Origin of the sequence: Peribacillus sp. NPDC097895 (assembly GCF_050277555.1) — a bacterium.
GTDB lineage: Bacteria > Bacillota > Bacilli > Bacillales > DSM-1321 > Peribacillus.
On sequence record NZ_JBNNSH010000004.1, the window covers coordinates 388080 to 403545 of the forward strand.

Annotated in this window: 17 protein-coding genes; 16 read left to right on the forward strand and 1 reads right to left on the reverse strand. The window is 38.5% G+C overall.

The window, feature by feature from the left end:
* Positions 1 to 58: 58 nt before the first annotated feature.
* Both ACQKMH_RS20945 and ACQKMH_RS20950 read left to right on the forward strand, forming a co-directional pair.
* The gene (locus ACQKMH_RS20945) at positions 59 to 1204 is read left to right on the forward strand and encodes an exonuclease SbcCD subunit D (RefSeq protein WP_427589315.1); all 1146 of its coding nucleotides are present in this window, start codon (positions 59 to 61) and stop codon (positions 1202 to 1204) included.
* Complete coding sequence (locus ACQKMH_RS20950; RefSeq protein ID WP_427589316.1) at positions 1201 to 4332, forward strand: SbcC/MukB-like Walker B domain-containing protein; 3132 nt, start codon at positions 1201 to 1203, stop codon at positions 4330 to 4332. The genes ACQKMH_RS20945 and ACQKMH_RS20950 overlap by 4 nt, the downstream gene beginning before the upstream one ends.
* A gap of 70 nt (positions 4333 to 4402) precedes the next feature.
* Here ACQKMH_RS20950 and ACQKMH_RS20955 read toward each other — a convergent pair whose 3' ends face one another.
* On the reverse strand, positions 4403 to 4810 hold the full coding sequence (locus ACQKMH_RS20955; RefSeq protein ID WP_427589317.1) for an Hsp20 family protein: 408 nt from the start codon (positions 4808 to 4810) through the stop codon (positions 4403 to 4405).
* Positions 4811 to 5286: 476 nt separating this feature from the next.
* On the opposite strand from ACQKMH_RS20955, the gene ACQKMH_RS20960 reads away from it, so the two are divergent.
* The 14 genes from ACQKMH_RS20960 (at position 5287) to ACQKMH_RS21025 (ending at position 15413) form a co-directional block, all read left to right on the forward strand.
* On the forward strand, positions 5287 to 5430 hold the full coding sequence (locus ACQKMH_RS20960) for a hypothetical protein (protein ID WP_427589318.1): 144 nt from the start codon (positions 5287 to 5289) through the stop codon (positions 5428 to 5430).
* 744 nt (positions 5431 to 6174) lie between these two features.
* Positions 6175 to 6462, forward strand: a complete 288-nt coding sequence (locus ACQKMH_RS20965) for a hypothetical protein (protein WP_427589319.1) — start codon at positions 6175 to 6177, stop codon at positions 6460 to 6462.
* Between the two features lie 203 nt (positions 6463 to 6665).
* Entirely contained in the window at positions 6666 to 8009 is a 1344-nt protein-coding gene (locus tag ACQKMH_RS20970) for a YfcC family protein (protein WP_427589380.1), read from the forward strand.
* Positions 8010 to 8057: 48 nt separating this feature from the next.
* Positions 8058 to 9236, forward strand: a complete 1179-nt coding sequence (locus tag ACQKMH_RS20975) for an amidohydrolase (RefSeq protein WP_427589320.1) — start codon at positions 8058 to 8060, stop codon at positions 9234 to 9236.
* A gap of 287 nt (positions 9237 to 9523) precedes the next feature.
* Positions 9524 to 10327, forward strand: a complete 804-nt coding sequence (locus tag ACQKMH_RS20980) for an enoyl-CoA hydratase/isomerase family protein (protein ID WP_427589321.1) — start codon at positions 9524 to 9526, stop codon at positions 10325 to 10327.
* Positions 10328 to 10423: 96 nt separating this feature from the next.
* A complete protein-coding gene (locus ACQKMH_RS20985) occupies positions 10424 to 10852 on the forward strand; it encodes an acyl-CoA thioesterase (protein ID WP_427589322.1) in 429 nt (142 codons plus the stop codon).
* Positions 10853 to 10947: 95 nt separating this feature from the next.
* Positions 10948 to 11829 (forward strand): PaaX family transcriptional regulator, encoded by an 882-nt coding sequence (locus tag ACQKMH_RS20990; RefSeq protein ID WP_427589323.1) that lies wholly within the window; start codon positions 10948 to 10950, stop codon positions 11827 to 11829.
* Between the two features lie 20 nt (positions 11830 to 11849).
* Positions 11850 to 11975 (forward strand): hypothetical protein, encoded by a 126-nt coding sequence (locus tag ACQKMH_RS20995; RefSeq protein WP_427589324.1) that lies wholly within the window; start codon positions 11850 to 11852, stop codon positions 11973 to 11975.
* Positions 11968 to 12948, forward strand: a complete 981-nt coding sequence (locus ACQKMH_RS21000; RefSeq protein ID WP_427589325.1) for an MBL fold metallo-hydrolase — start codon at positions 11968 to 11970, stop codon at positions 12946 to 12948. The genes ACQKMH_RS20995 and ACQKMH_RS21000 overlap by 8 nt, the downstream gene beginning before the upstream one ends.
* 151 nt (positions 12949 to 13099) lie before the next feature.
* A complete protein-coding gene (locus ACQKMH_RS21005) occupies positions 13100 to 14038 on the forward strand; it encodes a Phenylacetic acid catabolic protein (protein WP_427589326.1) in 939 nt (312 codons plus the stop codon).
* Positions 14039 to 14365 (forward strand): metal-sulfur cluster assembly factor, encoded by a 327-nt coding sequence (locus ACQKMH_RS21010; RefSeq protein WP_427589327.1) that lies wholly within the window; start codon positions 14039 to 14041, stop codon positions 14363 to 14365. It begins immediately after the preceding gene.
* Entirely contained in the window at positions 14362 to 14592 is a 231-nt protein-coding gene (locus tag ACQKMH_RS21015) for a hypothetical protein (protein ID WP_427589328.1), read from the forward strand. The genes ACQKMH_RS21010 and ACQKMH_RS21015 overlap by 4 nt, the downstream gene beginning before the upstream one ends.
* A 1-nt stretch (position 14593) precedes the next feature.
* A complete protein-coding gene (locus tag ACQKMH_RS21020; RefSeq protein WP_427589329.1) occupies positions 14594 to 15244 on the forward strand; it encodes a Phenylacetic acid catabolic protein in 651 nt (216 codons plus the stop codon).
* Entirely contained in the window at positions 15234 to 15413 is a 180-nt protein-coding gene (locus ACQKMH_RS21025) for a hypothetical protein (protein WP_427589330.1), read from the forward strand. The genes ACQKMH_RS21020 and ACQKMH_RS21025 overlap by 11 nt, the downstream gene beginning before the upstream one ends.
* The last annotated feature ends 53 nt before the right edge of the window (positions 15414 to 15466 follow it).

The following is a 15466-nucleotide window of genomic DNA, read 5'->3' on the forward strand; positions in this document are numbered from 1 at the left end:
CTAATCGTTAAATTTTTGATATAATAATAGTAAGTAAAAATGAGGACGGAGTGAAACTATGAAATTTATACATACGGCCGATTGGCATTTAGGGAAAATCGTTCACGGGGTACATATGACCGATGACCAAAGGCATGCGCTCTTGCAATTCATAGAAATTGTCGAAGAAGAAAAACCGGATGCGGTCGTGATTGCCGGTGACCTATATGATCGTTCGGTTCCGCCGACTGAAGCGGTAGAACTTCTTGATGAAATCCTTTATACGATTAATGTGAAAATGAATACACCGATCATTGCGATATCGGGAAACCATGATTCAGCAGAAAGGCTTGCATTCGGTTCATCATGGTATCGTCATAGTCAGTTATACATCCATGGCAAATTGACAAAAACATGTGAGCCGGTCCGCATCAAGGGAGTCAATTTTTATTGTGTACCATATGCAGAACCAGGGACGGTTCGCCACCTTTTTGAAGATGATAGTATCCATTCTCATCAAGACGCGATGAAGCGGATAACCGGAACGATTGCGGAAACCTTCAATAAGGATGAACCGAACGTCTTCGTAGGACATGCTTTTGTATTAGGCGGTAAAACGAGCGATTCAGAACGAGTCTTGTCAGTAGGTGGCTCTGGCTGTGTTTCATCGGACTTATTCGATGCATTCGATTATACGGCACTTGGACACTTACATAGTCCGGATGCGATACGTCATCCTAAGGTGTTTTACTCTGGTTCACTATTAAAATACTCTTTTTCGGAGGCCAAGCAAAATAAGTCGCTTTCCATCGTAGATATGAAGGAAGATGGAAGCTTTGATTTGCGTTATCGCTCTTTGGTACCCAAGCTAGATATGAGGGAAATATCCGGAACAATGGAAGAGTTACTTGATCCCTCTTTTTATCAATCGCAAAAAAAGGATGACTACTTGAAAATAACACTTAATGATGAGGGATCACTCATCGATCCGATTAATCGCTTGAGACAGGTTTACCCGAATGTACTTCATCTTGAGAGAAAGTGGGATTTGACTGACCTTAGAAGAAAAAAATCCTTTTCATCTGTAAAAGATGAACGGAAATCAGAATTGGATTTGTTTGAAACGTTTTATCAAGAAATGACAGATCGGAACTTTGATTCTCAAAAGCAAGATTTGATGGTTTCGGTAATTGAAGCTGTGAAGAAAGAGGAGGCTTTGAAATGAGACCACATATTTTAACGATGCAGGCTTTTGGACCCTATGCAGGAAGAGAAACCATTGATTTTAATTCCCTAGGAGAACGGACCATGTTTGTCATTTCTGGAAAAACAGGTGCTGGGAAAACCACGATTTTTGATGGGATAAGTTTTGCAATTTATGGAAAAGCGAGTGGGGAAGATCGAAGCGGCCAAGATTTACGAAGTCAGTTTGCCGAAGATGATATGTTGACGGAAGTCTCGCTGCAATTTTCTCTGCGAGGAAAAACCTATTTAGTGATCCGGTCACCGCAGCAGGAACGGAAGAAAAAAGCTGGTGAAGGAACGACTACAGTTGGTGCAAAGGCTGAATTATATGAATTATCGACCGATGGAAAAAAAATACTTGGTGCAAATGTACGTGAGGTTGAAGAAAAAATCAAATTACTTATTGGTCTTGATGCCAATCAATTTAGGCAAATCCTGATGATTCCACAGAATGAATTTCGAAAACTGTTAACTTCCGATAGTAAGGATAAAGAACAGATTCTCCAGAAATTATTTCATACTGAACTTTATAAACGAATAGAAGAAAAATTAAAAGAAGAGGCTTCGATCCTTAAAAAGCAAAGTGAAAAAAGTGCTCAGCGTAGAATTGAATTAATGAAAGGTATCAAGCCTGGTAACCATGTAGAATTGTTGGCGCAATTGCAAACGGAAGAGCCTAATGAGCAACAGGTCTTACCACTTTTACAAGAAGTCATTTTGGCAGCAACAGAAAAAAATGAATTTGTAGATAAACAAATACAGGAAAAGCAGAAAGCTCGTGATCAAATAAATCAAGAGCTTTCAAAGGCCGTCGATTTATTAAATAGATTTTCGGAAAAAGAAAAACTGCGAAAAGAAAAGGATGCCCTTGAAGCAAAGCAGCCTGAAATGGAATTAGTGAAAGAACAAATCAAAATGGCACACAAAGCCGCCTCGCTCGAAAAGCAGGAACAATACTATTTACGTATTGGCAAACAAGTACATGATGCAAAAACTGAACTAGAAAAGTTAAGTGAGCAGGCGGAGAAGTTGCAAGTTGAGCGCAATGAGAAGCAGAATTCCTATGAACAGGAAATGTTGAAAGAAAACCAAAGGGAGCAGGCCATACGAAATGTTCATCAGCTAGAGCAGGTTAAAGAAGCTGTCTTGACTTTTGCAAGTTTAAAAGCTCAAGTTACTTTAGATGAAAAAGCGTGGCGAGCAAGTAAAGAACTTCGGGAAAAATATGTCTCGGACCAAAAGGCAATCGAAGTGGAGGCCGAGAGAATAGCTCAAGAAAAAACTGAAGCGGAAAAAGCAGCGGTTCTGTATCGTGATAAGGAAATCGAAGTGGAAAGAAACAATCAATCGTTCATGCAAATAAAAAAGCTTCAAGAAGTTCTTTCTGAAATTCAGAATATGAAGCGGTTTTTGGATGAAAAGAATGATCGGTTCAAGGAGATTCAAAACAGTCATATTCAGGAAAAGGGAAAACTGGAAGCCCTAACTCAAAAGTGGCTATCAGGTCAAGCAGGTATGCTGGCTTCCATGTTGCACTCAGGAGAAAATTGTCCTGTGTGCGGATCGCTAAATCATCCTGAACCAGCGCTAATGCATGAGGATATGCCGACGGATATGGAACTGAAAGAGCAAGAAAACAAGCTGAAAGCTTCAGAACAACAAAAAAGCCAAGCTGAAAGTGCATACTATCAAGCAAAATCCAAATACGATGCACTAGTGGAGTCTTCACAAGAAAAGTTGGCAGACTTACAAAAAGACATGCCGCAGTTTAAGGATGACGATATCGATGATCATTTGAAGCAATTTGAACAGAATGGAAAAGCGCTGCAGGAGCAGTTAACAGAATTGAATCGTAAAAAGTCTTTATTTAGCAATTTGGAAAGACGTTTGCTGGAGTTAAAAGAGAAAGCAGCCAAGCTACAAGAGAGCCTGACCTCTTTAGAAAGAAAAGAAGACCATGAGAAAACGAGGTTTATCGAAAATTCTACAAAACTTTCAGGATTAACCGATTCCCTGCCGGATGGAATAAGGACAGAGGAAGAATATGATGCTGTCTATCAAATCGCTGTAAAGACGCAGAAAAGCTTGCAAATGGCCTTGGAAGATGCACAAAAAAGCCTGCAAATGGTAAAAGAAAAAGAATCGGCCATCAATGCAAAAAAAGATTCACTAAGTGGAAATATAAATGCTTTAAATCAAGAATTGAAAGAAGAACGGGAAAAGTTAATCTCGGATATGACAATTCAAGGTTTTTCCAACTATAAAGAATATACAGCAGCAAAAAGATCGGAAACGGCTCTTGGAAACTTAGAGGACCAAGTCCAGCAGTATAATCAAAATTGGCAAAGTGTTTTGAGTCTGTTTCATGATTTGGAAATGAAATTAAAAGATGTAATCAAACCGGACCTTGAAGGATTGAAAAAGACTTTTGATTTCATAGATGGAGAATTGGAATTGTTACGTCAAAATCAGAATGAATTGCAAGCCGAAAAACGGACAAATGAAGAAATTGAAATGAAACTGGCGCAAATCAGGGAAGATCAGAAAGAACTGGATGAAAAGTACAGTATCGTCGGTCATCTGTCAGAGATTTCAAAAGGACAAAACTCCTTCCGAATAACTTTTGAACGGTATGTATTGGCCGCTTTTTTAGATGATATCTTAAAAGAAGCCAATTCAAGATTACTGAAAATGACCAGCGGCCGCTATCAGCTGTTGCGAAAGCTAGATCCTACACGCAGGAATATCCAGAGCGGTCTGGAGTTGTCTGTGTATGACCAATATACCGGTCAGGAGAGGCATGTCAAAACCCTATCGGGAGGAGAGAGCTTTAAGGCATCACTTGCTCTTGCTTTAGGTCTTGCGGATGTTGTCCAGCAGAATGCAGGCGGAATCTCTCTTGAAACGATGTTCATCGATGAAGGTTTCGGTACGCTTGATCCCGAATCACTAGATCATGCGATTGAAGCGTTAATGGATATACAAAGCACTGGAAGATTAGTCGGGATCATTTCTCATGTTCCAGAATTGAAAGAAAGGATTGACGCCCAGCTCCAGGTCATTTCGACACAAAAAGGAAGTCGAACATCCTTTTACTTTGCTGGATAAATCAAAATAAAAAAGAATGGCTAAGGAGCAGGGTGCTCTCTACGCCATTCTTTTTATTATGATGAATGTACTACTCGATATTTATATCTTCGACTGTTTTTCCGGGGGAAAACTTATGGATGCGAATCACCAATATCGGATTTGAGAATTCAGCGGTAATCCGTCGTGAGCAAATCGAAAAGGGGAAGGGGATTTTCCTCTGTGTGGGTAGTGTATCCACTTTTTTTTCAAGAAAGGGCTTTTGATTATCGTCAACGATGATCGATAACTCATTATCACTTAGGCAAACTTTAATATCTTTAACATCATGATTTTCTAAAACCGCTTCCACCATATACTCATCGTCACTTTCGTATATATCAATTGAAAAAAGTTGATGATCCAACGCACAAGTTTCCGGATCCAGAAAAAATTTTTTTACCCATTCATCAAACTTTTCAACCTCGTTCATTTGCGATCCATGTTGATTGTCTTGCATGTTGATACCCCCGGTTTTACTTTGTTAATATTGTATGTTTGAAGAATGAAGATGGTGATTGAAAAAATGAAAATGGTTACAAAAAAATTAGGCTATTTTAAGTCTTCAAAAAACAGAGATGAAGAAGCCGGATTTTTTTTATAAATTCCTCGATTAAGTAATTTTTTTAAATACCATGATTTAGAAAGAACGATTCAGTGCATTCGTATTTTCAGATTCGTTTTAGGCTTTTAACACGGTGGATGGAGCCTAGCGGAAGTTATGGATAACCGTTTTCCGATGATTTAGATAACAGCACTCTCATTACATCCATAGCCCTATCAATTGTTTGCATGTGTATACCACAAACTCCAGAAGCTGTTTTTTGAAAATTCTTAATACATTGACATTTTATTCTTTTTAATTTTATAATTAAATAAGATTTCCACTTTAAGAAAAGTGTTTCCACTATGTGGAAAAAAGAGAGGAGGCCTATATTGTTTTTCTATGTATTAACCATGAAAGCGAGGAATCTGACACCAAAAGGAAGCGTTTATCAGTTATTCCAAAAGGATAGGAAATTGAAGATGTCGGAGTTTCAAAAGCAAGTTGCGGGCTTTAGCTGTTTATCCTATTTATGAAAAGTTTTCAAAGAACTCCTTTGGAATTGTAGTAAAACTATTTATTTAATTGGAAAAGGTTAGGTGTAATGAGTCATTTACTATGGGGATCAAAAGAATCACTTCGAAATTTATTATGTGAACTTGTCAGTTGGGGCAGCCGGACACTCACTGATGGAGAACGGAATTTTGCGTATAGATTGAGGGATAAATTAAGCGAAATTGAATACTTCCAACAAAACCCTAATTAAGTCTCTCTTCATGAAGTGGACCCGGGGCGAAATTATGTCACGGCTCTTTACAGAAATCCAAAATTTGAAGACACCGTTGTATTGATAAGCCATTTTGATACGGCCCAAACTGAAAATATGGTGATTTAGAACCACTCGCATTTTATCCGGAAGAACTCACGAAGGCACTTCATCCACGAAAATGTGAGTGATCAAATGAAGCGCGCTGTGATCTTGAATCAGGAGAATATTTATTTGGCAGAGGGACAATGGATATGAAAATGGGGCTTGCCCTTCATATGGCTTTGATGGAAAAAGCCATTTTTGAGAATTGGCCGATTTTTCCCAAGTCCTCTTCCCTAAAAAGAGGATTCCGTGAAAAGTCATTACGAATTGCTGACAAATTGTTAATACAATGCCAAGAACTAGCTCCAGCGATCATCATATTGTTCGCGCCGCCTTACTATCCTCCAGTCAATACATCACATGATCCTCTTATTATCGAATCTAAAAAAAAGTGGCCAATAAATTATCTATGGAAATCAATCATATTCACTATTTTAATGGTGTTTGTGATTTAAGTTATGTCCATTTTAACAATCATGTTGATGGTTGGTCTGCTTTTAAACGGAATACGCCCGTTTGGGGAGAAACGTATAGTATCCTCTTTAAAGATATGATGAAACTTAAAGCACCCGTTTTTAATGTAGGACCTTTAGGAAAAGGAGCACATCAACGTACGGAACGCCTTCATATTTTTTTCACACCGATGATGATTGAGTATTTAATGAAAAGTATGTTTTCACACATTCATGCCAATTAACACAATTTGGCATGAATCCATAGTCATTTACCTTAGAAATGGAAGTTGGGAGATCATGAATCATTATTAAATGCAAATGGGGGACAAATATTATGAGTAATCCAACTAATCATGAAATTACATCCAATTCACTTGAACAGCAGCCTATACCAGCCACCCCACCAAAAGAACCGAAAGGAAAAGAAATAAATCCTTTTGTCTTGATGTTCATTGTCATTATCATTGCCACCGTTTTAACCTATGTTTTACCTGCAGGGCAATATGAACGAGTTGAACAGGATGGCCGAACCATCGTGAATCCAACTTCATTCGAATTTGTGGATTCGACACCTGTGGGATTTTTAGAGATGTTTAGCAGTGTTCACTTAGGTATGATTGAAGGAGCTTCCATTATTCTTTTTGTGTTTCTGTTCGGTGGGGCTCTTGGAATCATGCAAGCAACTGGCGCCTTGGATTCTTTAATCAAATTCGTTGCCGCACGATTAGGTACTAAAGAAAAAGTGTTAATTCCGTTTATGGTATTGATTTTTGCTTTATTAGGTACGCTGATCGGCTCAGCTGAAGATGCCTTAGTGTATATTGCTATAGTCGTGCCCATGAGTATTGCGCTAGGGTTTGATGCAATGACAGGATTCGCGATTGTGGTGCTTGGCACTTTATCTACGGGATTTACCTCCGGAATCACAAATCCCTTTAATGTGGGCATAGCTCAAAGTATTTCTCAATTGCCGATGTATTCAGGTATGGAATTCCGTGTCGCCATCTTCGTCGCATTTTATATCATTACAATTTTATATATTTATTTTCATGCGATGAAGGTAAAGCGTAACCCGAAATTAGGGGAGTTCGGGAAATTCAAATCAAATGCAGATACGGAAATTGATCTGAATTTCAAATTAAGTAAAAGACATCTTCTTGCGCTGCTTCTTCTATTGGCAAATTTCATCGTGTTGATTTATGGCGTTATCAAACTAGGTTGGTATATTAGTGAGATTAGCGGATTATTCTTGATGTGTGCGATTTTTATGGGCTTTATTGGACAGCTTTCACCGTCTAAAATGGCTAATGGTTTCATTTCAGGCGCAGGGGACATGGTTTCTGGGGCACTTATTATTGGTGTCGCACAAACCATCTTAGTTATTTTCACGAATGGTGGTTTATTGGATACGATTTTATATTATACGTCTGGATTAGTTGAACAATTGCCCCCAGCCATTAATGCTTTAGGCATGTTTGTTTTACAAATGCTCATTAATTTTGTTGTTCCATCTGGAAGTGGACAAGCTGCGCTCACCATGCCAATTATGACACCTTTAGCAGATATGGTAGGGATAACAAGACAAACCGCTGTGTTAGCTTTCCAATTAGGCGATGGTTTATCTAACATCATATTTCCTACTTCAGGAGTTCTATTGGCCGGTTTAGCAGTTGCTGGGATACCTTTTACCAAATGGGTGAAATGGATTTTTCCGTTTTTTCTAATTCAAATGGCTGTATCGATCATCTTTTTAATTATTGCCCAATCTATTAAATATGGTCCTTTTTAACATGTGTAATGGAATGTTCATCATCTAATATAAGGAGGTCTTTCATTTATGAAGACAATGGAAAAAGCAATTATGAAACAAGTAATCTCGTGGAGGCGCCATCTACATGAAAACCCCGAGCTTTCGTATCAAGAGCATGATACATCAGATTATATTTACAATCTATTACGGACATTTCCAGGATTGGAAGTAACGAAACCAACAAATACAAGCGTATTGGCAATATTAAAAGGATTAAAGAAGGCTGATCAGAAAAACTATACCATTGCGTTCCGTGCAGATATAGATGCATTGCCCATTCAAGAAGAAGCGGATGTGGGCTATAAATCGAAAAATCCTGGTGTTATGCATGCCTGTGGACATGATGCACATGCTGCGATGTTATTGGGTGCAGCGAAGGTACTCTCTCAAAAAAAGGGGGAACTTTTTGGAGAAATCAGATTTATTTTTCAACATGCTGAAGAATCCTATCCAGGGGGGGCATCAGAATTAGTGGAAAGAGGAATCATGGATGGAGTTGACTATGTTTTCGCTCTTCATGTTTCTCCTTATGAACGAAAAGGGACAATTTGTATTAAAGATGGGGTATTCTGCGCGGCTGCTGATGACTTTGAAATTAAAATTATTGGCCAAGGTGGACATGCCTCCACTCCTGAACTAACAATCGACCCATTAATCATTGCAGCAGAAATCACCACCAATATTCAACATATTATCTCAAGAAAACTACCTGCACTTAAGGCACCTGTCATATCCGTTACTACTTTTCATGCAGGAAGTGCTCTAAATGTCATTCCAGAATATGCGGAGCTTGGCGGGACCATTCGATCACTAGATGGTGATAGCCGCATAAAGTCTAGAGAATATTTAGAGAAAATTGTAAAAGGGATTACTGATGCACATGGTGCATTATATGAAATCAAATGGTTATTAGGTTATCCCGCTGTAGTCAACAACAAATCAGCAGTAGACATCTCTCGGGAAATAGTAGAAGAAGTTTGTGGGATAGATAACCTGATCAACGTAGAGGAACCAATGTTTGGGACTGAAGACTTTTCTGCCTACTCCGAGATTGTTCCAGCTTCGATGCAATTTATAGGTGTTCACAGTGATGAATTAGGAAAAGCATATCCGTTGCATCATCCTAAATTCAAGATAGACGAAAGTGCCCTGCAATATGGAGTAGAATATTTCGTTGGAGTGGCAAGGAAAGTGTGCGGGCTTTAAAGGCCCAAAAAAAGAATACAAACTATTAATAATGACCAATTCATCATGAATTGGTCATTTCTTTGATTAATTAGGATTTAATAGTGATCTGAAGTGTATGGGTGTACAACTTAAACAGCTATTAAGAAATGTAAACACATTGTTAATATAGTAAAAAATAACAGGATGAAAGTAAAATTTTTAAAAAAATACCAAAAAGAATTGCAATTCTGAAAATTCCGTAGTATATTATGTAATATAAACGGAGGTAAATAAAACGTAATACTAAAACAGAGGAGTGTTGATGAATGAGTACAGCAGTTGAAACGAAGCAAACGCTTACAATTCAAAAGAACAAAGAAACTGGGGTTGCAGAGGTACATCTTCATATTAATAAGACCAATGCCTATACGCTTGATTTTTACAAAGAATTAAATGCTGCAATTGATGATATTCGTTTTGATCCAGATATGAAAGTAGCAGTGTTAATGAGCGATATGCCTAAATTTTTCTCGGTCGGGGCTGATATTAATTTCCTTAAAGCAGCTGATCCCGTTTTTAAAACACAATTCTGCTTATTCTGCAATGAAACCCTTGATAAAATCGCTCGTTCACCGCAAATCTGGATTGCTTGCCTGGAAGGTCATACAGTAGGTGGCGGACTTGAAATGGCGATGGGCTGTGATCTTCGCTTTATGGGGGATAAAGCAGGGAAAATCGGTTTACCGGAAGTTAACCTTGGTGTCCTTGCAGGTACAGGGGGGACACAGCGTATGGCTAGGTTAGTAGGACACTCAAAGGCAATCGACCTGAATATCACAGGGGAGTCCATTTCACCTCAGGAAGCTAAGGAAATACGTTTAGTCGATCGGGTGTTCCCGCAAGACGAAATACGTGAAAAAACATTGGAATATGCCAAGAATGTAGCAAGTAAAGCTAGTTATGCAGTTACTAATATTAAGCTATCGATCATGAATGGTAAAGAAATGCCTTTAAACGCGGCGATTCGTTACGAAGGGGAAATACAAAATCTTTTATTCCGCTCACAAGACGCTAAAGAAGGATTAGTTTCATTCCTTGAAAAGCGTGAACCACAGTGGAAAGGTAAATGATGAATGTGTCCTTTTAAAAGTAAAGAAGCAATATCGGTTCCTGCCGATATTGCTTTTTTTATATAAAAAGACTTACGGAGAGATGGTGAATATATAATGGAAGAAACTCATTTGAAAAGACGTGTCAACGAAACGAAATTTCAAATACAATGGGGTGATACAGACCGAGCTGGGATTGTCTATTATCCCAATTATTATAAATGGTTTGATTTAGCTGGACATAATTTTTTTCGTTCTATAGAAATGAGCCCGAAATATTTGGAAGAAGAAAAGAAAATTATCATTCCACTACTGGAAGCTAAATGCTCATTTGAAAAGCCATTGTACTATGATGATGAAGTTATCGTATACACCCATGTGGAGGAGTTGAAAACAAAGACGATTCAATTTCATCATGAAGTATATTGTGGGGAAAAAAGGACTGGATATGGATATGAAATTCGCGCCTGGACTTCCATCGAAGGTGACGGGTTTAAGGCGGTTCCCATTCCAGAAAATATAAAAAGATTATTAATGGGTAACTAGCAAATGAAGGGATGTTTATCTCCGACAAGTTTGAAAATTGAGCCAATTTAGATTACATTAAGAAGAAAAGGCTTTATGAGAACAGGAGAATCAACATGAAACCAAGGTCATTATTGTTTACACTTTTTGGTGATTTCGTTCAATTCTACGGTGGGGAAGTATGGATTGGCACACTTATTAAAATGATGAGTCATTTTGGTATTTCTGAATCCTCTGTACGTGGAGCGATTCTACGGCTCGTTCAACAGGAGTTAATAACCGGACGGAAAATAGGAAATAAAAGCTATTATTCGTTAACACAAAAAGGAAAACGCAATATGGATGATGGTGTCAAGCGTGTTTACTCAATTCGGAATAACCAATGGGATGGTTTGTGGAGAGTGGTTACATACTCCATTCCAGAGGAAAAGCGTGTCCTAAGGAATCAAGTGCGTAAGGAATTGAGCTGGACCGGTTTTGGGCTATTGTCCAATAGTATTTGGGTAAGTCCCAACCCATTGGAAAAACAGGTCCTAACACTGATGGATACATATGATTTAAAGGAATATTTGATTATATTCAGTTCAAGTCAAGTCATCACCCATTCAAATGAAGAGATTTTACGTGCTTGTTGGAATTTAGATGAAATAAATAAAAACTATTTAACTTTCATACAGCAATATGAAACGAAGCTTCATGACATGCAGCAGGCTGTTTGGGAAGATAGAATATCAAATGAGGAATGCTTTTATGAGCGTACCGGGATTGTGCACGAATATAGAAAGTTCCTTTTCTTGGATCCTGGTTTCCCTCTTGATTTGTTACCTGAGGACTGGCATGGAATCAAGGCTAGGGAGTTATTTTGGAATATTCATCAGCTTATATCGGTCAAAGCAGTGAAATATTTTGAATCGATCATGGAATATCCGCCTGATAAAGAGGGATATGTAAATCGTGAGAAAGCAATCAACCCTTTTTCAGAAATCTATCATGATTGATTTAGAAGAGGAGAGGTTTCATGCCAACAATTCTTGTTACCAACCATATCTATTTGAATCGTCTATCGGGACGGGGGATCGAAGGGAAGAATTGCTCGCCTTTTAAAGAGGAGAACCCGTTTTTAAGGAGTCCTGACCATGACTGAGACTTCAGGAAACTATCAACCATTAACAGATTATTTAATACGTATCGGGATACCCATACCGTTCCCCATGAAGCATGTGTATTGTTATTTATTTCGCATGAAAGAAGAAATCATTCTGGTGGATGTCGGTTTTCCAACAGAAGCCGCCAAGAAGTATTGGGAAAAAGTCTTTGAAGAGCTGTCCATTAAACCAACAAATATATCAAAAATCATCCTGACTCATTTTCATCCGGATCATACTGGTTTGATCAGCTGGATGCAGCAAAAAACCGGTGCACGCGTTTATATGAGTAATGTGGAAGCCAAGATGATTAGAACTGTGTTTGGGGGTAGTACAAAACAGGCTGAAGCAACATATGACTTATTTGGTAAACATGCTGTTCCAGAGCCTTTGTTGACGAAAGTGAAAGAGAACGTAATGTTTCTTTCAAATAAAGTGAATCCACTTCCTGAAATTGAGGATTTTGAAGATGCATATTTAGAAAGTCCTGGAGGAAGATGGAGCGTCCAAACATATAGTGGCCATGCTGAGGGGCATTTATGTTTTTATCAAGAGAGTCAGAAAGTCATGTTAATAGGTGATGTAGTCTTGAATAGAATCACGCCTAATATTAGTCTTTGGCCCAATTCCGATCAAAATCCTTTAAAAAGTTATCTTTCAACTTTGCAGCGACTTGGTGAACAAGATGTGAGCATTGCGTATCCCGCCCATGGAACACCAATAGAAAATCTTGCACAGCGAGCTAAGGAAATCATTGAACATCATGATGGACGATTAGCAACCATCCTAAACATTTTGGAATCAAGACAAGTGGCGTACGATATTACGGAAAAGCTTTTTCGACATAAGAAGTTAACTGATCATCAATGGAGATTTGCCATTGCAGAAACGTTAGCACATCTGGAATATTTAGTCGAAGAAAAAAGAATTCAAAAAATCTCGGATGGCCGAATGTTTCGATATGAGTTATAAACAAATAAAACGAGATGCTCTATAGTGCATCTCGTTTTATTTTGTTTTCTGAAAAATCTGATAAAGTGTTGACTAACCAGATAAAGTAAATTATTATATTACTTATATAAGACGATAGTTCAAAAAACATAATACGATAGGAGAGGGAGAAATGACAGAATCTACAAATGATTTAATGAGCAAGGTCCAAGCCGGTTTTGTGGTGGAGAGAGTTGAAGATATGGATGAAAATTATAAAAAGGCATTGAAACAAACTTTGATGATCGTTGGGGATACAGAATTATTAAGTGTCCCGCCACTTTTGACTGTTTACAAAGATGCCCCCAATTTAAATTATAAAATTACGGCACTTGCAGTGATGCAGGATGAAATCGGTCATGCTCATATTGCCTACAGGTTATTAAAGGATTTAGGGGAAGATGTTCAATACATGTTGTATGAGCGTCCATCAAATAGATGGAAGAATCCCTATGCTTTTGATTTTAAATTGGATAATTGGGTCGAGCTAGGAGTATTCAATGGCTTATTTGATCGAGCAGGATACACCTTATTGGGAGATGCACACCAACATACGTCATATGGTCCTTGGAAACGGGCATTGGTCAAAGTTGATAAAGAGGAACTATTTCATTTAAGAAACGGTGAAATCATCATGAAGGCAGCCATGAAAAATCCAGAAACGGCTAAGCAGGTTCAAGAAGCGATTGATTGGATGTTTATCATGTCCCTCGAATTCTTCGGTGTAGCCGATAATTTAAAAAGCAGGTCATCCCAGTTGGATTATAAGTTGAAAGGACAAACGAATGATGAATTAAGGCAGAAATGGATGTCAACAGCTGTTCCTTTCTGTGAATCTCTTGGACTTGAAATCCCGGCCAGATACAATACTGAGACTGGGAAGTATGAATTGAAAGTTCCCTTCCCGTGTAAATTCGATGAGGAAAACAAACGGTGGAAATATGATGAACCTGATACTTGGGATAATGTCATCAAGCGTTTTAAGCAGCGTGGTCCGCAAAATCAGGAGTTCGTTAACCGAATCCAAAAAGGGCATCAGTTACTTGAAGCCTATCGAAATGAGGCGATATAGATGGGAGCGGTTTTATATAGGGATCCCGTTCTAATCCATGCGTTACAAGAAGTTGCTGATCCGGAATTTCCGATTAGCATCGTCGATATGGGATTGATTTATGGCGTTGAATTACGAGGGAATACAGCATATGTAGCAATGACATATACTTCAACAGGTTGCGGATGCATGCAGTGGATTGAAAGCGATATCAAAAAAAGGCTGCTACAAGAAGAATGTGTTCATGATGTGGAAATTGAGGTGGTTTGGAGTCCTGCATGGACGGTCGACCAAATGAGTGAAGCAGGCAGGCAGAAATTAAAGACCTGGGGGGTTAGTTCAAAATGAGTGATAGTAAAGTCCATAACTTTGAATATGATGTACTTTCCCGAATCAATCGTGGTGACGATTTAATGCATATTGGAACCGTTGAGGCCAATAGTGATGAGTTGGCTCGTGTTTATGCCCGTTATATCTATGATGAAGAAAAATGGGTGGAAATGTATATAGTCAAACGGGAAGACATGATTTGCATTAGAGAAGTAGAGCCATTTTTTAAGAAAAGGGTGGTTTAATATGATGAATTCCACAAAAGTCAACGCTGAATTGATTACTCTAATAGAAACAATTGCTGATAATAAGTTCATTCTAGGAGATCGACTTGTAGAGGTCGGTGTCAGTGGGCCAAATTTAGAAGGAACACTTGCTGCAATTGCAATGGCCCAGTCAGAGCTAGGACATGCGCGTCTTCTCTATAACTGGGGGGAGAGTTTGAAAAGTGGTAAAGGGAACAAGAAGGATGTGAGGGAACAAACTGGAAAAGCGTTTGCCAGCATCGTTCAAATCGAGGAGTGGATCGGACTGATAGCAGGGCTCTATTCCATGAACACGGCGCTTTGCACTTTAATAGCTTCATTGACCAGTCATCAAAAAGGCAGTGAAATTGAGCTGCAATTCAATAAATTGGCAAGAGAACAGGAAGAGCATATTTTGTACTCGAAAAACTGGGCACTCAAGTTACTGAATGATGGAGGATCGATACCTGTTCGATTCGGGAGGGCTTTTAAACACTGTGAAGGTGAAGTCATTACTTGGCTGAAACAAGTGGAAAACAATCGCGTTCTTATTGAACATGATATTCTTCCTGTAAATAGTAATCTAGTTGATTCTTATATGGAAGCTTTGATCCCGAGTTTAAGGAACGAGGGGATCATAAATGCTCGGTGAAAAGGAAAATCCAACTTGCCCATTTTGTGATGGCAAAAATGTTGAATTATACTCATCTTTCGGTACTGCACAGCTTGTTAGGCAATACTATTGCCGAAATTGTAAAACCGTATTTGAAAGTATACGTTGGAAAAGTACTCCTTCTACTATTCAACCTCATGAAAACTAAATGGTCGCAAACAGTAATCTTGCTTTATTATAAGATAAGAATGATTTGAAAGC